At 67.4% G+C, this 21,206-nt stretch carries 15 protein-coding genes and 8 tRNA genes; 6 read left to right on the forward strand and 17 right to left on the reverse strand.

Features of this window, described 5'->3' with window-relative positions:
• Positions 1-317: 317 nt before the first annotated feature.
• From CEK69_RS00450 to CEK69_RS00515, 14 genes are all read right to left on the reverse strand, one after another.
• The gene (locus tag CEK69_RS00450) at positions 318-2,306 is read right to left on the reverse strand and encodes a peptidylprolyl isomerase (RefSeq protein WP_152243152.1); all 1,989 of its coding nucleotides are present in this window, start codon (positions 2,304-2,306) and stop codon (positions 318-320) included.
• A gap of 186 nt (positions 2,307-2,492) precedes the next feature.
• Positions 2,493-2,569: transfer RNA gene (locus CEK69_RS00455), tRNA-Asp, on the reverse strand.
• Positions 2,570-2,686: 117 nt separating this feature from the next.
• Positions 2,687-2,763, reverse strand: a tRNA-Asp gene (locus CEK69_RS00460).
• A 27-nt stretch (positions 2,764-2,790) separates the two neighbouring features.
• Positions 2,791-2,865: transfer RNA gene (locus CEK69_RS00465), tRNA-Val, on the reverse strand.
• An 11-nt stretch (positions 2,866-2,876) separates the two neighbouring features.
• Positions 2,877-3,290 carry an HU family DNA-binding protein gene (locus CEK69_RS00470; protein WP_157835168.1) on the reverse strand — a complete coding sequence of 138 codons (414 nt, stop codon included), beginning with the start codon at positions 3,288-3,290 and terminating at the stop codon, positions 2,877-2,879.
• Positions 3,291-3,378: 88 nt separating this feature from the next.
• The gene (gene lon, locus CEK69_RS00475) at positions 3,379-5,847 is read right to left on the reverse strand and encodes an endopeptidase La (protein WP_148828566.1); all 2,469 of its coding nucleotides are present in this window, start codon (positions 5,845-5,847) and stop codon (positions 3,379-3,381) included.
• A gap of 177 nt (positions 5,848-6,024) precedes the next feature.
• Positions 6,025-7,311, reverse strand: coding sequence for an ATP-dependent Clp protease ATP-binding subunit ClpX (gene clpX / locus CEK69_RS00480; RefSeq protein ID WP_017907830.1), 1,287 nt, complete (start codon positions 7,309-7,311; stop codon positions 6,025-6,027).
• Between the two features lie 128 nt (positions 7,312-7,439).
• Positions 7,440-8,066, reverse strand: coding sequence for an ATP-dependent Clp endopeptidase proteolytic subunit ClpP (gene clpP / locus CEK69_RS00485; RefSeq protein ID WP_017907831.1), 627 nt, complete (start codon positions 8,064-8,066; stop codon positions 7,440-7,442).
• A gap of 141 nt (positions 8,067-8,207) precedes the next feature.
• Positions 8,208-9,503, reverse strand: a complete 1,296-nt coding sequence (gene tig / locus CEK69_RS00490) for a trigger factor (RefSeq protein ID WP_148828565.1) — start codon at positions 9,501-9,503, stop codon at positions 8,208-8,210.
• A 190-nt stretch (positions 9,504-9,693) separates the two neighbouring features.
• Positions 9,694-9,778, reverse strand: a tRNA-Leu gene (locus CEK69_RS00495).
• An 89-nt stretch (positions 9,779-9,867) separates the two neighbouring features.
• Positions 9,868-9,943, reverse strand: a tRNA-Lys gene (locus tag CEK69_RS00500).
• Between the two features lie 75 nt (positions 9,944-10,018).
• Positions 10,019-10,095 (reverse strand) — tRNA-His (locus CEK69_RS00505).
• A gap of 34 nt (positions 10,096-10,129) precedes the next feature.
• Positions 10,130-10,206, reverse strand: a tRNA-Arg gene (locus CEK69_RS00510).
• A 44-nt stretch (positions 10,207-10,250) separates the two neighbouring features.
• Positions 10,251-10,327, reverse strand: a tRNA-Pro gene (locus tag CEK69_RS00515).
• Between the two features lie 154 nt (positions 10,328-10,481).
• Between CEK69_RS00515 and CEK69_RS00520 the strand changes: the two genes are divergently transcribed.
• Complete coding sequence (locus CEK69_RS00520) at positions 10,482-11,282, forward strand: Bax inhibitor-1/YccA family protein (RefSeq protein ID WP_152243154.1); 801 nt, start codon at positions 10,482-10,484, stop codon at positions 11,280-11,282.
• Positions 11,283-11,427: 145 nt separating this feature from the next.
• Here the strand turns inward: CEK69_RS00520 and CEK69_RS00525 are convergent, their stop codons facing one another.
• The 3 genes from CEK69_RS00525 to grxC all read right to left on the reverse strand — a co-directional run bounded on the left by CEK69_RS00525 (position 11,428) and on the right by grxC (position 13,321).
• The gene (locus CEK69_RS00525; RefSeq protein WP_017907834.1) at positions 11,428-12,435 is read right to left on the reverse strand and encodes an isocitrate dehydrogenase; all 1,008 of its coding nucleotides are present in this window, start codon (positions 12,433-12,435) and stop codon (positions 11,428-11,430) included.
• 164 nt (positions 12,436-12,599) lie between these two features.
• Entirely contained in the window at positions 12,600-13,013 is a 414-nt protein-coding gene (locus CEK69_RS00530; RefSeq protein ID WP_017907835.1) for a carboxymuconolactone decarboxylase family protein, read from the reverse strand.
• Positions 13,010-13,321 (reverse strand): glutaredoxin 3, encoded by a 312-nt coding sequence (gene grxC, locus CEK69_RS00535; RefSeq protein ID WP_152243156.1) that lies wholly within the window; start codon positions 13,319-13,321, stop codon positions 13,010-13,012. Before grxC ends, CEK69_RS00530 begins: the two co-directional genes overlap by 4 nt.
• A gap of 148 nt (positions 13,322-13,469) precedes the next feature.
• Here grxC and CEK69_RS00540 point away from each other — a divergent pair, with 148 nt between their 5' ends.
• From CEK69_RS00540 to ppx, 5 genes are all read left to right on the forward strand, one after another.
• The gene (locus CEK69_RS00540; RefSeq protein ID WP_152243158.1) at positions 13,470-15,113 is read left to right on the forward strand and encodes a M48 family metalloprotease; all 1,644 of its coding nucleotides are present in this window, start codon (positions 13,470-13,472) and stop codon (positions 15,111-15,113) included.
• Between the two features lie 83 nt (positions 15,114-15,196).
• Positions 15,197-15,886 carry a phosphate regulon transcriptional regulator PhoB gene (gene phoB / locus CEK69_RS00545; RefSeq protein ID WP_017907838.1) on the forward strand — a complete coding sequence of 230 codons (690 nt, stop codon included), beginning with the start codon at positions 15,197-15,199 and terminating at the stop codon, positions 15,884-15,886.
• A 64-nt stretch (positions 15,887-15,950) separates the two neighbouring features.
• A complete protein-coding gene (gene phoR, locus CEK69_RS00550) occupies positions 15,951-17,276 on the forward strand; it encodes a phosphate regulon sensor histidine kinase PhoR (RefSeq protein ID WP_017907839.1) in 1,326 nt (441 codons plus the stop codon).
• Positions 17,277-17,287: 11 nt separating this feature from the next.
• Positions 17,288-19,387 (forward strand): polyphosphate kinase 1, encoded by a 2,100-nt coding sequence (gene ppk1, locus CEK69_RS00555; protein WP_017907840.1) that lies wholly within the window; start codon positions 17,288-17,290, stop codon positions 19,385-19,387.
• Between the two features lie 55 nt (positions 19,388-19,442).
• Positions 19,443-20,969 (forward strand): exopolyphosphatase, encoded by a 1,527-nt coding sequence (ppx, locus tag CEK69_RS00560; RefSeq protein ID WP_152243160.1) that lies wholly within the window; start codon positions 19,443-19,445, stop codon positions 20,967-20,969.
• Positions 20,970-21,206 lie beyond the last annotated feature (237 nt).

Below are 21,206 nucleotides of genomic sequence, written 5' to 3' on the forward strand. Positions count from 1 at the left end.
GGAAGGCAGGCGTATCGCCACGTCCAGCAGCTAGCGCAACTGCGCGCACGCGCCATCGGCAACAGGCGCTGTTTCGATGGCCGCCAGCAGGGACAGCGCATCGCGCCGGCCAAGGTAGCGACGTAACGCGCTTGCCGCCCATTCGCGCCACTGAAGGCATGCCGGCCATCGGCAGGCGCACATCCACACTTGCATCAACGTTGCGCGCCTCCTCCCCCACAGCAAATCGCACATGCCGATAAACCACGCCCCTGAAACGCAACAGGCCCGGCAATGCCGGGCCTGTTGCATGCCGATTTGCGCTGTCGAAGCAGCGGTTACAGCTGCGATTCCTGCACGCTGATCTTGAAGTGCTTGCGCATAGCATCGACGTAGGCCTTGGCATCGGCCTCGCCTTCGATCCGCGCCAGTTGCTGCTGGAACATGGTCTGCTGCTCGGCCGGCACCTTGCTCAGGTCGCCCGGCGTCACCTTGGTGACCGCAAACAGCGCATAGCGCTTGCCCACGGCGCCCGGCACGGCAGGCAGCTCGACCTTGCCCACCGAGGGCTTGCCGTCGGCCGGCTGCGGCGCGCTGAAGATCGCCTGGCTGGCCTGCGCGCTCGGCATCGGCACGTTGCGCGGCAGACCCGGCATCGGGTTGATCTGCAGCTTCTCCGCGCCGGCCAGGGCCTGCAGGGTCTCGCCCTTGCGCAAACGCTCCAGCAGCGCATCGGCCTTGGCAGCGGCCGCCTTGGCGGTGCGGTCGGCATGCACGGCGGCCACGACCTGCTCATGCACCTTGGCCAGCGGCTGGATCTGTTCCGGCTGGTGCTGGGTCACGCGGATCAGCACGCTGTGGTTCGGCCCCAGGTTGATCGGGTCGCTGACCGTGCCGTCCTGCACCAGGGTGTCGGAGAACGCGGCGCGCAGCACCGCCGGCTGTGCGGCGATGCCGCTGGCGGTGGCGCGCGAGAACGGCCCCAGCGTCTGCACCGGCAGGCCCACTTCCTTCGCCGCCGAAGCCAGCGCGGTCGGGTTCTTGTAGACCAGGTCCACCAGCTTGCCGCTCAGGTCGCTGAAGGCCTTCTCGCTGTCGGCCTTCAACTGCTCGCTGGCGAGCTGGTCGCGCACCTGCTCGAACGACTTGCCTTCGCCGCCCTTGACCTGGCGCAGCTGGATCACGTGATAGCCGAATTCGCTCTTGATCGGGCCGACGATCTCGCCGGGCTTCATCGCGAACAGCGCGTCCTCGAACGGCTTCACCATCACGCCCTTCTCCACCCAGCCCAGATCGCCGCCGGCGTTCTTGGAACCGGGATCGTCGGAGTTGGCGCGGGCCAGCGCGGCGAAATCGGCGCCAGGCTGCTTGGCTTCGGCCGCCAGCTTGGCCGCCTTGGCCTCGGCCGCCTTCTGCGAGGCCGCGTCCTTGCCGGCGCTGATCAGGATGTGCGAAGCCAGCCGCTGATCGGGCTCGACGAAGCGCGCCTTCTCGTCGTCGTAGCGCTTGCGCAGCGTCGCCTCGTCGGCCGGCTTGACCGGCGGCAGGCTGGCCGCGTTGAGGTCGACGTACTCGATCGTCACGGTTTCCGGCTGCTTGAAGTCCGACTTGTGCGAGTCGTACCACTGCTGCACCTGCGCGTCGCTGACCGGCGCGGTGTCGGCCGGCATCTCCGGCAACAGCGCCATCTCCACGTCGCGGGTCTCGCCCAGCATCTTCAGCAGGCGCTCGGTTTCCGGCTTGGTGGCGAACGCCGATTCGGCGATGCCGGAAGGAATCACCGACTGCTGCAGCGCGTCGCGCACCAGTTGCTGGAACATGGTCGGCGTACGCGGCGGCGTACCCGAGGCCAGGGCCAGGCGGTAGCGCTCCGGATCGAACTTGCCGTCGTTCTGGAACGCAGGCATGGAGCTGATGTAATCGCGCACCGCGGCATCGCCGATGACCACACCGGCGCGCTCTGCCGACAACTTCGCCACCTGCTCGTCGATCAGCTGATCGAGCAGCTTGCGCTTGTTGTCGATGCTTTCGAACGCGCGCGGATCGAAGTTCTCGCCCTGCTGTTCGCGCGCCTGGATGCGCGCCTGCTCGAAGCGGGTACGGAACTGCTCCGTGCTCACTTCGTGGTGCTGCCACAGCAGCGACACCGGCCACCACGACGGCGCCGACGACCACCACGACGGCGGCGCCTGCACCTTGGCGACATTGTTGGCACCGACGCCACCGAGGTAGCTGTTGTCGATGACGAACAGGAACGGAATCATCAACAGACCGATGATCGCGGTGGCGATCCAGCCCGAGGTCTTTTCGCGAAGTTTCTGCAGCATTGGGAACCGACGGCCTATTGGCGAGCCGCGCAGTTTAACCCGCTTCACGCCTTGCGGCAGAATCGGCGGCCCGGCAACCCGCGCCGCTCATGCGTCAAGGCGGCGAATCCGGAGCGCATCGAGGACCAAAAGCAGCGCACTGCGGAAAAAAGAAACCCCCGATCGCTCGGGGGTTTCGCGTACAAATGGCGGAGTGGACGGGACTCGAACCCGCGACCTCCGGCGTGACAGGCCAGCATTCTAACCGACTGAACTACCACTCCGCGTTTGAACGGAGGCGGGCGCGAGGCCCGCTTTCCCGCAGCGGCCGGGCCAACGCTGGCGCGTGGCGGCGACTGCGAGAAACGAAATCCCCGATCGCTCGGGGGCTTCGGTACAACTGGCGGAGTGGACGGGACTCGAACCCGCGACCTCCGGCGTGACAGGCCAGCATTCTAACCGACTGAACTACCACTCCGCTTTTGAAACCTGTCGCTTGGTGCTCTGGTGGGTGCTGAGGGTTTCGAACCCCCGACCCTCTCCGTGTAAAGGAGACGCTCTACCGCTGAGCTAAGCACCCTAGCGAGTCGATTAGTTTACGGCATCCTTCAGCGCTTTACCAGCCTTGAACGTCGGATTCTTCGACGCCGCGATCTTGATGGAGTCGCCGGTCTTCGGGTTGCGGCCGGTGCGCTCGGCACGGTCGCGCACCTGGAAGGTGCCGAAGCCCACGAGCGTGACGCTGTCGCCCTTCTTCAGGGCCTTGGTCACTTCCGACACGAAGGCGTCGATGGCACGACCGGCTTCGGCCTTGGAGATATCGGCGGCAGCGGCGATCGCGTCGTTCAGTTCGGCTTTATTCATTTCTTGATGACTCCATGTGCGGCAGAAGACCGCGGATTGAGGATCGGGTGTCGGCGTGGCCTGCCTCGCCTGGGCGAGACCCCGATGGATATGTTTTGCACTACCAAGCACGCCCGTTCGCGGTGCTCGCAAGCGCTGCATTTATACCAGCGGGCCCATACCCGCGCAAGCCGAAAAGCCAACAACGGCGCGGGTTTGAGCCGTTTGCGCGGGTGCGGTTCAGCGCGCGTCAGTGCTTGACGCGCGGGTTCGAGGATGCTTTCTGCTTGCGCCGCGACGGCGCCTGTTCGGCGTCGGCGGCGGGCTTGGGCGCGAGCGGACGCTCCAGTGCCAGATCCAGCACTTCGTCGATCCACTTCACCGGCACGATCTTCAGATCGCGGGTGACGTTCTCCGGAATGTCGGCCAGATCCTTGCGGTTCTCCTCGGGGATCAGCACGGTGCGGATGCCGCCGCGCAATGCGGCCAGCAGCTTCTCCTTGAGCCCGCCGATCGCCGAGACGCGGCCACGCAGGGTGATCTCGCCGGTCATCGCCACCTCCGACTTGACCGGCACCTTGGTCAGCATCGACACCAGCGAGGTCACCATCGCGATGCCGGCGCTGGGGCCGTCCTTCGGCGTGGCGCCGTCCGGCACGTGCAGGTGCACGTCGTGCTTCTGCAGGAAGTCCGCCTCGATGCCGAGCCGCTCGGCGCGCGAACGCACCACCGACAACGCGGCCGACGCCGATTCCTTCATCACGTCGCCGAGCTGGCCGGTCAGGATCACCGCGCCCTTGCCCGGGACCAGGGTCGATTCGATCTGCAGCAGATCGCCGCCGACCTCGGTCCAGGCCAGGCCGGTCACCAGGCCGATCTCGTTCTGCTCCTCGGCGCGACCGAAGTCGTAGCGGCGCACGCCCAGGTACTTGTCCAGGTTCTTCGAGCCGACGCTGACGCGCGCCTTGTCCTTGCGCGCGGCGCCCTTCTTCGCTGCGGCCTTCTTCGCCGGGGCGGCCGGCTGCGGACCGGCCAGGGCGATCTCCTTGACCACCTTGCGGCAGATCTTGGCCACTTCGCGCTCGAGGTTGCGCACGCCGGATTCGCGCGTGTAGTAGCGCACGATGTCGCGGATCGCGTCGGCACCGATCTCCAGCTCGTCCTGCTTCAGGCCATTGGCCTTGAGCTGCTTGGGCACCAGGTAGCGTGCGGCGATGTTGAGCTTCTCGTCCTCGGTGTAGCCGGGGATGCGGATCACTTCCATGCGGTCCAGCAACGGGCCGGGGATGTTCAGCGAATTGGAGGTCGCCACGAACATCACTTCGGACAGGTCCAGGTCCACTTCCAGGTAGTGGTCGTTGAAGGCGTTGTTCTGCTCGGGGTCGAGCACTTCCAGCAGCGCCGAGGACGGATCGCCGCGGAAATCCATCGACATCTTGTCGATCTCGTCGAGCACGAACAGCGGGTTCTTGCTGCCGACCTTGTTGAGGTTCTGCACGATGCGACCCGGCATCGAACCGACGTAGGTCCGGCGATGGCCGCGGATCTCCGCCTCGTCGCGCACGCCGCCCAGCGACATGCGCACGAACTTGCGGTTGGTCGCCTTGGCGATGGACTGGCCCAGCGAGGTCTTGCCCACGCCCGGCGGCCCGACCAGGCACAGGATCGGCCCCTTCATCTGCTTCACCCGCGACTGCACCGCCAGGTACTCGAGGATGCGGTCCTTGACCTTCTCCAGGCCGTAGTGATCGGCGTCGAGGGTTTCCTGCGCGACCTTCAGGTCCTTGCGCACCTTGCTGCGCTTCTTCCACGGCACGCCCAGCAGCCAGTCGAGGTAGTTGCGCACCACCGCGGCTTCGGCCGACATCGGCGACATCTGCTTGAGCTTGTTGAGTTCGGCCTTGGCCTTGGTCTCGACCGGCTTGGGCATGCCGGCCTCGGCGATCTTGCGCGCCAGTTCCTCCAGCTCGCCCGGCGCGTCGTCGAGGTCGCCCAGTTCCTTCTGGATCGCCTTCATCTGCTCGTTGAGGTAGTACTCGCGCTGGCTCTTCTCCATCTGCGACTTGACCCGGCCGCGGATGCGCTTCTCCAGCTGCTGCACGTCGATCTCGCCATCGACCAGGCCGACCAGCATCTCCAGGCGCTCGCCCACTTCCAGGGTTTCCAGCAGGCGCTGCTTGTCGGCCAGGCGCACGCCGATGTGCGCGGCGATGGTATCGGCCAGGCGGCCGGGCTCGTCGATGCCGGACAGGGTCTGCAGCAGCTCCGGCGGCAGCTTGCGGTTGGTCTTGACGTACTGCTCGAACAGCGACATCAGCGAGCGCGCGATCGCCTCGACTTCGCGCTCCTCGCGCGATTCGGCGGCGTCGATCTCGCGGCCTTCGCCCTGGAGCGCGCCGTCGCGCTCGGCGACCTTGTCGACGCTGACCCGCGACAGGCCCTCGACCAGCACCTTGATGGTGCCGTCGGGCAGCTTCAGCAGTTGCAGCACCTGCGCCAGCGTGCCGACGTTGTACAGGTCGGCCGCCGCCGGGTCGTCGGTCTCGGCGGACTTCTGCGCGACCAGCAGGATGCGCTTGTCGGCCTCCATCGCGTGCTCGAGCGCGCGCATGGATTTGTCGCGACCGACGAACAGCGGGATGACCATGTGCGGGAAGACCACGACGTCGCGCAACGGCAGGACCGGCAGGTCGAGGACTTCGGATTGGGACTGGGCCATGAGGATTCCGATTTGGGAGGCGGGAACGCGATGCGGGCGGCCATAAAAACGCCGATGGCCCCGTTATGGGGCCATCGGCTGGACGATGCAAGGGGAGCGCATAACCCCTTTATGTTTCAGCGACTTACCGGCAGGCACGGGGCGCGCGACGGGGTCGCCGCGCACCGCCCGCCCGGGTCACTCCGCGGAGGCAACCTTCGGCGCCGCCGGCGGGGTCTGGTAGATCAGGTACGGCTCGGACTTGTGCTCGATCACCGACTCGTCCACCACCACCTTGCTGACGTTCTCCTGCGACGGCAGCTCGTACATCGTGTCCAGCAGCACCGACTCGACGATGGTGCGCAGGCCGCGCGCGCCGGTCTTGCGCTTGAGCGCCTTCTTGGCGATGGCCAGCAGCGCGTCCTGGCGGAACTCCAGCTCCACGCCTTCCATCTCGAACAGCTTCTTGAACTGCTTGGTGATGGCGTTCTTCGGCTCGGTCAGGATCTTGATCAGCGCCGGCTCGTCCAGTTCCTCGAGCGTGGCGACCACCGGCAGGCGGCCGACGAACTCGGGGATCAGGCCGAACTTGATCAGGTCTTCCGGCTCGACATCGGCCAGGATCTTGCCGACCTCGCGCTTGCGCTCGGAGCTCTTCACCTTGGCACCGAAGCCGATGCCGCCGGCGTCGTTGGAGCGCTGCTGGATCACCTTGTCCAGGCCGGCGAACGCGCCGCCGCAGATGAACAGGATGTTCTTGGTGTCCACCTGCAGGAATTCCTGCTGCGGATGCTTGCGCCCGCCCTGCGGCGGCACCGAGGCGACCGTGCCTTCAATCAGCTTCAGCAGCGCCTGCTGCACGCCTTCGCCGGACACGTCGCGGGTGATGGACGGGTTCTCGCTCTTGCGCGAGATCTTGTCGATCTCGTCGATGTAGACGATGCCCTGCTGCGCCTTGTCGACGTCGTAGTCGCACTTCTGCAGCAGCTTCTGGATGATGTTTTCCACGTCTTCGCCGACGTAGCCGGCCTCGGTCAGCGTGGTCGCATCGGCGATGGTGAACGGCACGTTGAGCAGGCGCGCCAGCGTTTCGGCCAGCAGCGTCTTGCCCGAACCGGTCGGACCGACCAGCAGGATGTTGGACTTGGCCAGTTCGACCTCGTCGTTCTTCTGCCGGCTCTCGATGCGCTTGTAGTGGTTGTACACGGCCACGGCGAGCGTGCGCTTGGCGCGCTGCTGGCCGATCACGTACTGGTCGAGCACTTCCAGGATCTCGCGCGGCTTGGGCAGGCTGCTGCGTGCCGACTGCGCCTTCTCCTCGAGCTCCTCGCGGATGATGTCGTTGCACAACTCGACGCATTCGTCGCAGATGAACACGCTGGGCCCGGCGATCAGCTTACGGACCTCGTGTTGACTCTTGCCGCAGAACGAGCAGTACAGGATCTTGTTGCTGTCGCCGGAACGGCCTTGCCGGTCTTCGCTCATTGCTTCGCTTACCCAGTTACCCCACCCGATGAACGGGGGTTCGATTTCGAGAATAGCACAGGGCCGGGAGGACGCTAGCCCGACCCCGGCCCTGCGGAATACGCTGCGTTTTGCAGTACATGCAAGCCTTATGCCGGCTGGATGGACTCATCCGGACGACGCTCCAGCACCTGGTCGACGAGGCCGTAGGCCTGCGCGTCGACGGCGCTCTTGAAGTTGTCGCGCTCGGTGTCGCGGGCGATAGTCTCCAGCGACTGGCCGGTGTGCTTGGCCAGGATTTCGTTCAGCCGCGCGCGCAGCGTCAGGATCTCGCGGGCGTGGATGTCGATGTCGGTGGCCTGGCCCTGGAAGCCGCCCAGCGGCTGGTGGATCATCACCCGCGAGTTCGGCAGCGCATAGCGCTTGCCAGCCGCGCCCGACGCCAGCAGCAGCGCGCCCATCGAGGCGGCCTGGCCGACGCAGATGGTGCTCACGTCCGGCTTGATGTACTGCATGGTGTCGTAGATCGCCATGCCGGCGGTGACCACGCCACCCGGCGAATTGATGTAGATGCTGATGTCCTTCTCCGGATTGTCCGCTTCCAGGAACAGCAGCTGAGCCACGATCACATTGGCCATGTGGTCGTCGATCGGGCCGACCAGGAAGATCAGGCGCTCCTTCAGCAGGCGCGAATAGATGTCGTAGGCGCGCTCGCCGCGGCTGGTCTGTTCGACCACCATCGGAACCAGATTCAAGGCCTTGGTCACATTGTCCACGCGGTGATCTCCTGCTGCTCGGGGTCCGTCCCTGCACGGGGGTGTGCAGGGCTTCGCATCGTGTTGCGCCCCGCCGCCGCGGGGATGAAACGAGGATCCGCCTCGCGCATGCCGGGATGCGCGCGGCGGCGGAGCGTCGTCTTATTGACGGATCGCGTCCTGGAATGACATCGCCTGCTCGGTGTGCTGGGCGCGCTCGGCGATCCAGTCGATCACCTGCTCTTCCATCACACGGCTCTGCAGTCCCCCCATCAACTGGGGATCGTTGCGGTACATCTCAATGACCTGCTCGGGCTCTTCGTAGGTCGAGGCGATCAGGCGCAGCGTCTCCGAGACCCGCTTCGGGTCCAGGCGCAGCTCGTTGCGGCGGGCGACCTCGCCGACCAGCAGGCCGACCAGCACGCGCTTGCGCGCGGCGTCCATGAAGCCCTGGTGGGCGTCGTCCGGCACCTGGCCCGGGTCGCGGCCGGAACGGCGCATCTGCTCGACCTGCTGCGCCAGCATGGCGCGCGCTTCGTTCTCGACCAGGCGCGGCGGCATTTCGACCGAGGCGTAGGCGGCGATCAGCTGCTCGCCGACTTCGCGACGCAGGCGGTTCATCAGCGCGCCCTTGAGCTCGCGCTCGAGGTTGATGCGGATGTCCTTGCGGAACTGCTCGGCATCGCCGCTCTTCACGCCGAAGCTCTTGATGAACTCCTTGTCCACCTCCGGCAGCACCGGCGCGGCGACGTCGACCGCCTTCACATGGACCTGGACCTGCTTGCCGGCGAACTGCGGCACGCGCCAGTCGGCCGGGAAGTCGACGGTCAGGGTCTTCTCTTCGTCCTTGGACAGGCCGACCAGGCCCTGCTCGATCGCCGGGAACATGACGCCCGAGCCGATCACGCTGCTGCCCTTCTCCACGCCCTCGGCCGGCAGACGTTCGTCACCGACCTGCGACCAGGTCTCCAGGGTCACCAGGTCGCCGTCCTGCGCCGGACGCGCGGCCGGCTGCCAGGTGCGGCGCTGCAGGCGCAGGTTCTCGATCATCTGCTCGATGTCGGCGTCGGTGACCTCGGCGGTGTGGCGGATCACCTGCAGCTTGGACACGTCGATATCGCCGAAGTCCGGCACCACTTCGAAGGTGGCCACGAACTGCAGTTCGTTGTCGCCGGCACGGTCGATGCGCGGGTTGCCGGCCAGGCGCAGTTCGTGCTCGCGCACGGCCGAGTCGAAGGTCTCGCGCAGCAGGCCGTCCAGCGCCTCGGCGCGGATCTGCGGCCCGAACCGCTGCTCGATCACCTTGGCCGGAATCTTGCCCGGACGGAAGCCCTTGATCCGCGCGGTGCGCGCGACTTCGCGCAGGCGGCCGCCGACATGAGTTTCCAGGCGATCCTCCGGCAGGGTGAAGGTCAGACGCCGTTCCAGGGTACCGGTGGTTTCGATCGAAGCTTGCATGTGGACTCCTGCCACCGGGAGCCCACGGCTCTCGGCACGATGTAGAAAAGTACGGGTTGGCGCGGGCACGGGACAGCCGCCGCAGCCGGATAGTTTCGCCTATTCCCGCGGCGCCTGCCAGCGCAGGGCCGGGAGGCCGCCGTGGCGACGCCGAACCCGCCATCGCCACAAGGGGCCATCGGGGGCTGGATGGTGCGAAAGAGGGGACTCGAACCCCTACGCCTTGCGGCACTGGTACCTAAAACCAGGGCGTCTACCAATTCCGCCACTTTCGCGCTGCGGCGCCCGAAGGCGCCTGCCGGCACATTGTTGCAGGCCGGCCGGCAAAGAAAAAGGCACCTGCCGGAGCAGGTGCCTTCTGTTTTGGTGGGCCGTCAAGGATTCGAACCTTGGACCTATTGATTAAGAGTCAACTGCTCTACCAACTGAGCTAACGGCCCTGAAACTGAGTCGCACATTCTATGTGCTTTTTTGCTTCATTGCAACACCCGCGAAGCATCGGGTCACGCGATCAATGGGGTGGCTGAGGGGACTCGAACCCCCGACATCTGGAATCACAATCCAGTACTCTAACCAACTGAGCTACAGCCACCATTGAAACCTTGCATCTCCTGCCCGGCGCCATGTGGCGCGCCCGACAGGAATCGAACCTGTAACCGCCGGCTTAGAAGGCCGGTGCTCTATCCAGTTGAGCTACGGGCGCCCTGGCTGGATTGTCGCATTCCTTTCCGCCGTTGGACATCGGATTGGTCGGGGTAGAGGGATTCGAACCCCCGACATCCTGCTCCCAAAGCAGGCGCGCTACCAGACTGCGCTATACCCCGGCGGAACATCCCTCGCGGCCAAGGCCGGAAAGGTCGGCTATTGTGGGAAGCTTGCGGCCCGCTGTCAACGTCGCATGCACGCAACATCGCCTGCGCTATGCTCACGGCTTGCCATCGGCATCGGCCGAGAGCCATTTTTGAAGGAGAAAACAGCATGCTTCGCAGCGGCAACCCCGCCCTGAAGGAATCCACCTTCCTCGATCTGCACAGCGGCAACGTGGTCTCGCCCGGCAACGGCACGGTCGTCGCGCGCGACAGCGGTGCGATGACCCTGAACGGCACCGCCAACAAGACCGGCATCCTGTTGATGCTGACAGCGCTCACCGCCGTATTCGCCTGGAGCCAGTCGGTTTCGATCGATGCCGCGGGCAACGCGATGATCGCTCCTGGCGTGGCCGGCTACGCGCTGGGCGGCCTGATCGGCGGCTTCATCCTGGCCCTGATCACGATCTTCAAGAAGGAATGGTCGCCCATCACCGCGCCGCTGTACGCGCTGGTGGAAGGCTTCTTCCTGGGATCGATCTCGGCGATGTACGAAGTGCGCTTCAACGGCATCGTGCTGCAGGCCGTGCTGCTGACCTTCGGCACCCTGTTCGCGATGCTGTTCGCCTACCGCAGCGGCATGATCAAGGCCACCGAGAACTTCAAGCTGGGCGTGGTCGCGGCCACCGGCGGCATCGCGCTGGTGTACCTGGCGACCATGGTGCTGGGCTTCTTCAACATCCAGATCCCCTACATCCACGCCTCCGGCACGGTCGGCATCCTGTTCAGTCTGTTCGTGGTGGTGGTGGCGGCACTGAACCTGGTGCTGGACTTCGACTTCATCGAGAGCGGCGTCGAACAGGGCGCACCCAAGTACATGGAGTGGTACGGCGCGTTCGGCCTGATGGTGACCCTGGTGTGGCTGTATGTGGAGTTCCTGCGCCTGCTGTCGAAGTTGCAGTCGCGGAATTGAGGCCGGGAGTCGGGAATCGGGATTGGGGAATCGTAAAAGCGCACTCCCCTTGATCGATGAGCTGGCTTGGCTTCAGACAAGTTTTCGAGCAAAAGAAAGGGCGCCCTGGGGCGCCCTTTCTTTTTTCTGCGATCTTCCGGCGCGCTCAGAGTCGGCTGGCGATGGCCTTGGCGAAGCCCATGGTGTTGCCGCTGCCACCCAGGTCCGGGGTCAGCCCGTCCTTGGCTTCCAGCGTGGCGACGATGGCGTTGCGCAGGCGCTCGGCGTTCTGCGGCTGGCCGATGTGGTCCAGCAACTGCGCCGCGCCCAGCAGCAGCGCGCACGGGTTGGCCTTGCCCTGCCCGGCGATGTCCGGGGCCGAGCCGTGCACGGCTTCGAAGATCGCCGCGTCCACGCCGATGTTGGCGCCCGGGGCCAGGCCCAGGCCGCCGACCAGGCCGGCGCACAGGTCCGACAGGATGTCGCCGAACAGGTTGGTGGTGACGATGATGTCGAACTGCTCCGGGCGCATCACCAACTGCATGCACGCGTTGTCGACGATCATTTCCTGGAATTCGATCTCCGGGTAGTTCGCCGCCACGTCGCGCGCCACCTTCAGGAACAGGCCCGAGGTGGACTTGATGATGTTGGCCTTGTGCACCGCGGTGACCTTCTTGCGGCCGGTCGCGCGGGCCAGGTCGAAGGCGTAGCGGACGATGCGCTCGGAGCCCTTGCGGGTCACCTTGGCCATCGACAGCGCGGTCTCGCCGTCGGCGGACACTTCCTGGCCTTCGCTCAGGTAGGCGCCTTCGGTGTTCTCGCGCACGGTGATCAGGTCCACGCCGGCGCCGAAGCGCGACTTGGTATTCGGGAACGACTTGGCCGGACGCACGTTGGCGTACAGGTCGAACTGGCGGCGCATGGCCACGTTGATCGAGCTGAAGCCCTCGCCCACCGGCGTGGTCAGCGGGCTCTTCAGCGCCACCTTGTTCTTGCGGATCGACTCCAGCGTGGCGGCCGGCAGCAGGTCGCCGTGCTTCTCCAGCGCCACCAGGCCCGCGTCGGCGTATTCGTAGGTGAGGCCGGCGTTCAGCGCGTCGAGCACGAATAGCGTGGCGTCCATGATCTCCGGGCCGATGCCATCGCCACGGATGACCGTGATTGTCTGCGTCATAGGGTTGCGGTTTCCGTACAAGAGGGGGGAGCGCCGCCCGGGAACCGGGGCTGCAGGCGCAAGGAGGTTTCAGCGGTAATTATGCCCGAAGCCGGTGAAGGCGCCCAAAACCGGACGGCCGCCGGCGCGGGCGCCGGTGGCCATCGGGGCAGCCCGAAGCGGGCTCAGTCGTGCGCGTGCTGCGCCGGGGCGGCGGCCTCGCCGGCCTCCAGCGTGTCGAGGAAGTCCACGGCGCGGCGCAGGTGCGGGATCACGATGGACCCGCCGACCACCAGGCCCACCGAGAAGGTCTCGAAGAACTCCTCGCGGCTGACCCCGGCCTCCTTGCACTGGGCCACGTGGTAGCTGATGCAGTCGTCGCAGCGCAGCACCAGCGAGGCGACCAGGCCGAGCAGTTCCTTGGTCTTCACGTCCAGCGCGCCGGCCTGGTAGGTCTGGGTGTCCAGCGCGAAGAAGCGCCGCACCACCTGGTTCGGCTCGGCCAGGATGCGCTGGTTCATGCGCTGGCGGAACTCGGTGAACGCGCGGACCCGGTCCTCCCCGGATGCGCCGCCCTCGCCCGTCGCAGCGCCGCTCATGCCTGCGCCTCGGGGGCCTGGCCGTCGAGCAGCGGCTCCAGCTTGCCGGCGCGGTGCAGCGCCATCATGTCGTCGTAGCCGCCGACGTGGACGTCGCCGACGAAGATCTGCGGCACGCTGGTGCGCCGCGCCAGCGCGACCATCTTCTCGCGCTCGGCCGGGTCCAGGTCGATCCGCACCTCGTTCCAGGTACGGCCCTTGCTCTTGAGGAAGTTCTTGGCCGCCACGCAGTACGGGCAGATCGCGGTGGAATAGAGGGTGATCGGCGGGCCGCCGGCGTGGCCGGTGTCGGCAGTTGGGTTGTCCACGGGAAACTCCGGGCGGTCTAGAAGGTCCAAGCCACTATGGTAGCGGCCGGGTGGATTTTCGAGGCCGCTGCCGCAACACTGCGAATCATCCCGGATTCACCGTCGTCCCGGCCGCCACCCGGCGTCCGCCTGCCCCCTGGAGCCTGTCTTGCGCCTGCTGCCGCTCGCCTTCGCGATCACCCTGGCCACCGCCTGCGCCGTGGCGCCGGCCCAGGAGAACAAGCTGCCGGACATCGGCTCCTCGGCCGGCGAGCTGCTGACCCCGGCGCGCCAGGCCGAGTACGGCAAGATGATGCTGGCCGAGCTGCGCAGCTACGGCTACGTGCTGGAGGACCCGCTGATCGACGACTGGCTGCAGACCATGGGCACCCGGCTCGGCGCCAACAGCGACCAGCCGCAGCAGAAGTTCACCTTCTTCATGCTGCGCGACCGCCAGATCAACGCCTTCGCCACCCTCGGCGGCTACGTGGCGGTCAACGCCGGGCTGGTGCTGACCGCCGAGCGCGAGGACGAGGTGGCCGCGGTGCTGTCGCACGAGATCGCCCACGTCACCCAGCAGCACGTGCTGCGCGGGGTCGAGCGGGCGCAGCGCGACCAGATCCCGATCCTGCTCGGCATGCTCGCCGCGGTGGTCGCGGCGCAGCAGGCCGGCGGGCGCTCCAGCGGCGACGCCACCCAGGCGGCGATCGCCAGCGGCCTGGGGCTGATGCAGCAGCGGCAGATCGACTACACCCGCTCCAACGAATCGGAGGCAGACCGTCTGGGCATCCGCACCCTGGCGCGCAGCGGCTACGACGTCGACGCGATGGCCGGCTTCTTCGAGCGCATGTCGCTGGCGATGCGCGGCAACCAGGGCGGCTACAGCACCCCGGACTTCCTGATGACCCACCCGGTCACCACCACCCGCATCAGCGAGGCCCGCGAGCGCGCCGAGCAGATGAAGAAGAACACCCTGACCCTGACCACCAGCGTGCCCGGCGGGACCCTGAAGGAGCGGGTCGATCCGAACGACGTGTCGCTGATCCAGCCGCTGGGCGCGCCCAGCAACCCGCTGCTGCCCGGCGGCCTGCAACTGCCGTTCGCCAACTACGCGCGCGGCCCCAGCGGCCAGTTCGAATGGGCCCGCGAGCGACTGCGGGTGTTCAGCGCCAACACCCCGGCCGATGCGATCCGCGAGTACGAAGGCCTGCGCCAGGGCAGCAAACAGGGCCTGAGCGATGCCCAGCGCTATGGCCTGGCACTGGCCCGGCTGCGTGCCGGCGGCAGTGCGCAGGAGGTCGCGCAGACGCTGGAAAGCCTGCTGCAGGCGCACCCCGACAACTGGTGGCTGACCGTGGCGGTGGCCGAGGCCGAGGCCAAGGCCGGCCGCAACCAGGCCGCCGACCAGCGCTTCGAGGCGCTGGTCAAGCGCATGCCCAGCAACCGGGCAGTGGCGCTGAGCTATGCGACTGCCCTCAACGAGCAGGGCGGCCGCCAGGCCGGCCAGCGCGCCCAGGCGGTGCTGCGGCCGCTGCTCGGGGCCGCCGCGGAGGATCCGGTGTTCCAGCGCACCTTCGCCCGTGCCTGCGAACTGGCCGGCGACGACACCCGGGCCGGCGAGGCGTATGCCGAGGCGGCGTACCTGAACGGGCATCCGGAGCAGGCCCTGATCCAGCTGAGCAACCTGAAGAAGCGCAGCGACCTGGACTACGTGGCGCGCGCGCGCATCGACGCCCGCATCGCCGCGATCACCCCGACGGTGCTGGAACTGCGCCGCCAGGGCGTGCAGGACCCGGACATGCAACGGCGCTGAAACGCGCCCGTGTCAGGCGTCACTCAAACGTAATAAAACCGTAGTCTACTGGCGACCTTCCTCCCCAGTTCCACGGTGCCGTTGTGCAGAAACGCATCCTGATCGTCGACGACGAGCCGGCCATCCGCGACATGGTCGCGTTCGCCCTGCGCAAGGGCGACTTCGAGCCGGTGCACGCCGGCGATGCCCGCGAAGCGCAGACCTCGATCGCCGACCGGGTCCCGGACCTGATCCTGCTGGACTGGATGCTGCCCGGCACCAGCGGCCTGGAACTGGCCCGGCGCTGGCGCAAGGATGCGATGACCCGCGAAGTGCCGATCATCATGCTCACCGCCCGCGGCGAGGAGAACGACCGCGTCGGCGGCCTGGAGGCCGGCGTCGACGACTATGTGGTCAAACCGTTCTCGGCACGCGAGCTGCTGGCGCGGATCCGCGCGGTGATGCGTCGCACCCGCGAGGACGACGAGGACGGCAGCGTCTCGGTCGGCAGCCTGCGCATCGACGGCGCCGCGCACCGGGTGTTCGCCGGCGAGGCGCCGGTGCCGATCGGCCCGACCGAGTACCGCCTGCTGCACTTCTTCATGACCCATCCCGAACGCGTCTACAGCCGCGCGCAATTGCTCGATCACGTCTGGGGCGGCAGCGTCTACGTGGAAGAGCGCACCATCGACGTGCACATCCGCCGCCTGCGCAAGACGCTGGAGCCGTTCTCGGTGGAAAACATGGTGCAGACCGTCCGCGGTTCCGGCTATCGCTTCTCTGCGTCCATCTGACCGCCGCCTTCGCCTGCTATAACGGCGGACGGATCACGATCCTTTGCGACAGAGTGCGTTCCCGATGCCCCGCCACATCCGCTCCGCCTGGTTGAAGACCCTCGGCACGCTCGCCGGCCTGCTGTTGCTGGCGTTGCTGATCGGCTGGATCGGCGGCCATGTGTGGATGGCGCTGACCCTGATGTCGCTGGGGGTGATGGGCTGGCACTACTGGCGGCTGCGGCGGGTGCTGCGGCGGCTGACCGCGCGCCAGCGCTGGGAGCCGCCGGCCGGCACCGGCGTGTGGAACGAACTGGACCGGCTGCTGTACCGCAGCCAGGCGGAAATGCGCGTGCGCAAGCGGCGCCTGCTGGACATGCTGCGCGCCTACCGCGCCGCCGCCGCGGCACTGCCGGATGCGGTGGTGGTGGTGGACCGCAACAGCCAGCGCATCCAATGGTTCAACGAAGCAGCCGGCACCCTGCTCGGCCTGCGCCACCCCGGCGACCTCGGCGCGCCGGTGGTGGAGCGGCTGCAGCCGATGCCGCTGGCGCACTGGCTCAGCGGCGGCCGCAACGCCGAGCCGATGCTGGACATGCCCTCGCCGGTCGACGACCGCCTGCGCCTGAACCTGCGCCTGATTCCCTATTCCGACGACCACTGGCTGCTGGTCGCGCGCGACGTCAGCAAGCTGCTGCAACTGGAGCAGGTGCGCCGCGATTTCGTCGCCAACGTCTCGCACGAGTTGCGCACGCCGCTGACCGTGGTCCACGGCTACCTGGACATGCTCGACCCGGAGGACTTTCCGGATTCGGGGCCGATGATCGCCGAGATGCGCAAGCAGTCGCAGCGCATGACCCAGCTGGTCGAGGACCTGCTGACCCTGTCGCGGCTGGAATCGCAGGAGCACGCCAACGAGGAGTCGATCGCGATGGCGCCGATGCTGGCCACGCTGCGCCGCGAGGCCGAGGCGCACAGCCAGGGCCGGCACCGCATCGAGGTCCACGACGAAGCCGATTGCGATCTGGTCGGCTCCAACAAGGAACTGCACAGCGCCTTCTCCAACCTGGTCACCAACGCGGTGCGCTACACCGCGGCCGGCGGCACCATCCGCATCACCTTCGCCCGCGAGGGCGATGGCGCGGTGCTGGCGGTGCGCGACAGCGGCTACGGCATTCCCGCGCATCACCTGCCGCGGATCACCGAGCGCTTCTACCGCGTCTCCAGCAGCCGCTCGCGCGAGAGCGGCGGCACCGGCCTGGGCCTGTCGATCGTCAAGCACGTGCTCGGCCTGCACCAGGCGCGGCTGGAGATCGAGAGCGAAGTCGGCAAGGGCAGCACCTTCTCCTGCCACTTCGGCGCCGGGCGCGTGCATCCGCGGCACGACCATGCCACCCTGACCTCCGCCTAACGAGAGACACCATGCCCCGCCGCGCCCCTGCCCTGCCGCCCACGCCGCCCCCGGACATTCCCAGCGACCCGCTGCGCGACCCCGCGCTGTACATCAACCGCGAGCTGTCGCAACTGGACTTCAACTTCCGGGTGCTGGCGCAGGCGCAGGATCCGCAGGTGCCGTTGCTGGAGCGGCTGCGTTTCCTGTGCATCTCCTGCACCAACCTCGACGAGTTCTTCGAGATCCGCGCCGCCACCGTGCGCCACGCGCAGGAATTCGGGCTGCCGCCGGCACCGGACGGGATGAGCCCCAACGCCATCCTCACCTCGATCCACGACCGCGCCGCGCAACTGGTCGACCAGCAGTACCGCTGCTGGAACGAAGTGCTGCGCCCGGCGCTGAAGGACGCCGGCATCGGCGTGCTCGGCCGGCATTCCTGGAACGCGCGGCAGAAGCGCTGGCTGCGCGCCTACTTCCGCAACGAGATCATGCCGGTGCTGTCGCCGCTGGGCCTGGACCCGGCGCACCCGTTCCCGAAGATCCTCAACAAGTCACTGAACATCGTGGTGGTGCTCAAGGGCACCGACGCATTCGGCCGCGTCGGCCACCTGGCGATCGTGCGCGCGCCGCGCTCGCTGCCGCGCATCATCCAGTTGCCGGAAAGCCTGGCCGAGGGCGGCCAGAGCTTCGTGTTCCTGTCCTCGGTGCTGTCCACCTTCGTCGACGAGCTGTTCCCGGGCATGGAGGTGATGGGCTCCTACCAGTTCCGCGTCACCCGCAACTCGGAACTGGTGGTGGACGAGGAGGAAGTGGAGAACCTGGCGCTGGCGCTGCGCGACGAACTGGTCAACCGCGGCTACCGGCCGGCGGTGCGGCTGGAGATCGCCGAGGACTGCCCGAAATCGATCGTGCGCACCCTGCTGCAGAACTTCGAACTGCCGGAGAACGCGGTCTACCGGATCAACGGCCCGGTCAACCTGAGCCGGGTCAACCAGGTCTACGACCTGGTGCAGCGCCCGGACCTGAAGTATCCGGCGATGAATCCGCGCACCCTGCGCGACAGCGAAGGCATCTTCGAGATCGCCGCCGCTGGCGACGTGCTGCTGCACCACCCGTTCGACGCCTTCACCGCGGTGCTGGACCTGATAAAGCAGGCCGCGATCGACCCCAACGTGCTGGCGATCAAGCAGACCCTGTACCGCACCGGCAAGGACTCGGCGATCGTCGATGCGCTGGTGCTGGCCGCGCGCAACGGCAAGGACGTCACCGTGGTGGTGGAACTGCGCGCGCGCTTCGACGAAGAGGCCAACCTGGGCCTGGCCGACCGCCTGCAGGAAGCCGGCGTGCAGGTGGTGTACGGCGTGGTCGGCTACAAGACCCACGCCAAGATGCTGCTGATCGTGCGCCGCGAGGGCCGCAAGCTGCGCCGCTACGTGCACCTGGGCACCGGCAACTACCACAGCGGCACCGCGCGCGCCTACACCGACCTGAGCCTGATCACCGCCGACGTGGACATCGGCAACGACGTGCACCTGCTGTTCCAGCAGTTGTCCGGGCTGGCGCCGAAGATCCGCCTCAAGCGCCTGCTGCAGTCGCCCTTCACCCTGCACCCGGGCGTGCTGCACCGGATCGAGCGCGAGACCAAGCTGGCGCATGCCGGCCGCCCGGGCCGCATCATCGCCAAGATGAACGCGCTCAACGAGCCGCAGGTGATCCGCGCGCTGTACGCGGCCTCGCAGGCAGGCGTGAAGATCGACCTGATCGTGCGCGGCGCCTGCACCCTGCGTCCCGGCGTGCCGGGCGTGTCCGACAACATCCGGGTGCGCTCGATCGTCGGCCGCTTCCTCGAGCACAGCCGGGTCTACTGGTTCGGTAACGACGGCGCGCCGGAGCTGTTCTGCGCCAGCGCCGACTGGCTGGAACGCAACCTGCTGCGGCGCGTGGAGACCGGCTTCCCGATCCTGGATCCGGACCTGGTCAAGCGCATCCACCGCGAGGTACTGCAGAACTACCTGGCCGACAATCTCAACGCCTGGGAACTGGACGCCGACGGCAACTACCGCAAGCTGGCCCCGGGCCAGGACCAGCCGCCGCATTCGGCGCAGCTGGCCCTGCTCGACGGGCTCTGAGCACACTGCGGCGCAGCGCCAACGGCGCGCGCCGCGCATCGGCTACCATTCCGCCATGCCTGCCACCTCCCCCACTCATCCGCCGCTGCGCGACGGCGACCTGCTGGCCGCCATCGACCTGGGTTCCAACAGCTTCCACATGGTCATCGCCCGCTACCAGCTCGGGCAGTTGCGGGTGGTGGACCGCCTGCGCGAGACCGTGCGCATGGCCGACGGCCTGGACAACAAGGGCGGGCTGTCCGCCGAGGCGCGACAGCGCGCGCTGGAATGCCTGGCGCGCTTCGGCCAGCGCCTCCGCGACCTGCCCTCGCTGCGGGTGCGCGCGCTGGCGACCAACACCGTGCGCCAGCTGCGCTCGCCGCAGACCTTCCTGATTCCCGGCGAAACCGCGCTCGGCCATCCGATCGAAGTGGTCAGCGGCCGCGAGGAAGCGCGCCTGATCTACCTGGGCGTGGCCCATGCGCAGCCGCCCAAGCCGGACGAACGCCGCCTGGTGATCGACATCGGCGGCGGCTCCACCGAGTTCATCATCGGCAGCGGCTTCCAGACCCTGGAACGCGAGAGCCTGCAGGCCGGCTGCATCGCCAGCACGCGGCGCTTCTTCCCGGGCGGCAAGCTGTCCAAGAAGAAGTGGAAGGACGCGCTGACCGAGATCGGCGCCGAGTTCCAGCAGTTCGCCGGGCAGTACCGTGCGCTGGGCTGGCACGAGGCGCTGGGCTCGTCGGGCACGCACAAGGCGATCGGCGAGATCTGCGCGGCGATGAAGCTGACCAAGGGCGCGATCACCGCCGAGGCGCTGCCGCAGTTGCGCGACCGCCTGCTGCTGGCCAAGCGCATCGAGGACATCGACCTGCCCGGCCTGTCCGCCGACCGCCGGCCGATCATCGCCGGCGGCGTGCTGGTGCTGGAGGCGGCATTCCAGGCCCTGGGCCTGCAACGGCTGATGGTGAGCAAGGCGGCCATGCGCGAAGGCATCCTCTACGACATGCTCGGCCGCGGCGGCGAGAACGATCCGCGCGAAACCGCGATCGCCGCGCTCACCCAGCGCTACGGCATCGACGAAGCGCAGGCCGCGCGCGTGGAGCACACCGCGATGGCGCTGTTCGAGCAGGTCGCCGGCGACTGGGCGCTGGACGCCGACGACGCGCGCATGCTCGGCTGGGCCGCGCGCCTGCACGAACTCGGCCAGGCCATCGCGCACAGCCAGTACCACGTGCACGGTGCCTACGTGCTGGAGCACTCGGACATTGCCGGCTTCTCGCGGCAGGAGCAGCAGGTGTTGGCCACGCTGGTGCGCACGCACCGCCGCAACGTCTCCAAGACCGCGTTCGACGCGCTGCCCGACCGCCTGTTGCTCAACGCCAAGCGCAAGGCCGCGCTGCTGCGCCTGGCGGTGCTGCTGCACCGCGCGCACGAGGCCGACCCGATCCCGGCGCTGGAACTGAAGGCCGACGGCGCCAACCTGCACCTGATCCTGTCGCAGCCGTGGATCGAGTCGCGGCCGTTGCAGCGTGCCGACCTGATCGGCGAGGTCGAGGGCATGGCGGGGTTGGGGATCAATTTCCGCCCATTTGTCGCTTGAAGGCTGGGATTCGGGATTCGGGATTCGGGATTCGGGATTCGGGATTCGGGATTCGGGATTCGGGATTCGGGATTCGGGATTCGGGATTCGGGATTCGGGATTCGGGACGGCAGCATGCTGTCCGCGGTCAAATGGTGGTTGAGCGTTTTGACTACATAAAGTGCCGGATTCTGTAAGAGAACCCGCCACTCGTGAACCCGCGACACTGCTCGTGTGTTGTGTGATCGTATTCGGCCT

The sequence above is a fragment of the Xanthomonas sp. LMG 12462 genome, assembly GCF_009192885.1.
GTDB classification, from domain to species: domain Bacteria; phylum Pseudomonadota; class Gammaproteobacteria; order Xanthomonadales; family Xanthomonadaceae; genus Xanthomonas_A; species Xanthomonas_A sontii.

Coding starts and splice junctions, on each gene's coding strand:
- CEK69_RS00450 (WP_152243152.1), bottom strand. CDS start 2,306: ATGCTGCAGAAACTTCGCGAAAAGACCTCGGGCTGGATCGCCACCGCG.
- CEK69_RS00470 (WP_157835168.1), bottom strand. CDS start 3,290: ATGCAGCGCTTGCGAGCACCGCGAACGGGCGTGCTTGGTAGTGCAAAA.
- lon (WP_148828566.1), bottom strand. CDS start 5,847: ATGGCCCAGTCCCAATCCGAAGTCCTCGACCTGCCGGTCCTGCCGTTG.
- clpX (WP_017907830.1), bottom strand. CDS start 7,311: ATGAGCGAAGACCGGCAAGGCCGTTCCGGCGACAGCAACAAGATCCTG.
- tig (WP_148828565.1), bottom strand. CDS start 9,503: ATGCAAGCTTCGATCGAAACCACCGGTACCCTGGAACGGCGTCTGACC.
- CEK69_RS00520 (WP_152243154.1), top strand. CDS start 10,482: ATGCTTCGCAGCGGCAACCCCGCCCTGAAGGAATCCACCTTCCTCGAT.
- CEK69_RS00525 (WP_017907834.1), bottom strand. CDS start 12,435: ATGACGCAGACAATCACGGTCATCCGTGGCGATGGCATCGGCCCGGAG.
- CEK69_RS00530 (WP_017907835.1), bottom strand. CDS start 13,013: ATGAGCGGCGCTGCGACGGGCGAGGGCGGCGCATCCGGGGAGGACCGG.
- phoR (WP_017907839.1), top strand. CDS start 15,951: ATGCCCCGCCACATCCGCTCCGCCTGGTTGAAGACCCTCGGCACGCTC.
- ppk1 (WP_017907840.1), top strand. CDS start 17,288: ATGCCCCGCCGCGCCCCTGCCCTGCCGCCCACGCCGCCCCCGGACATT.
- ppx (WP_152243160.1), top strand. CDS start 19,443: ATGCCTGCCACCTCCCCCACTCATCCGCCGCTGCGCGACGGCGACCTG.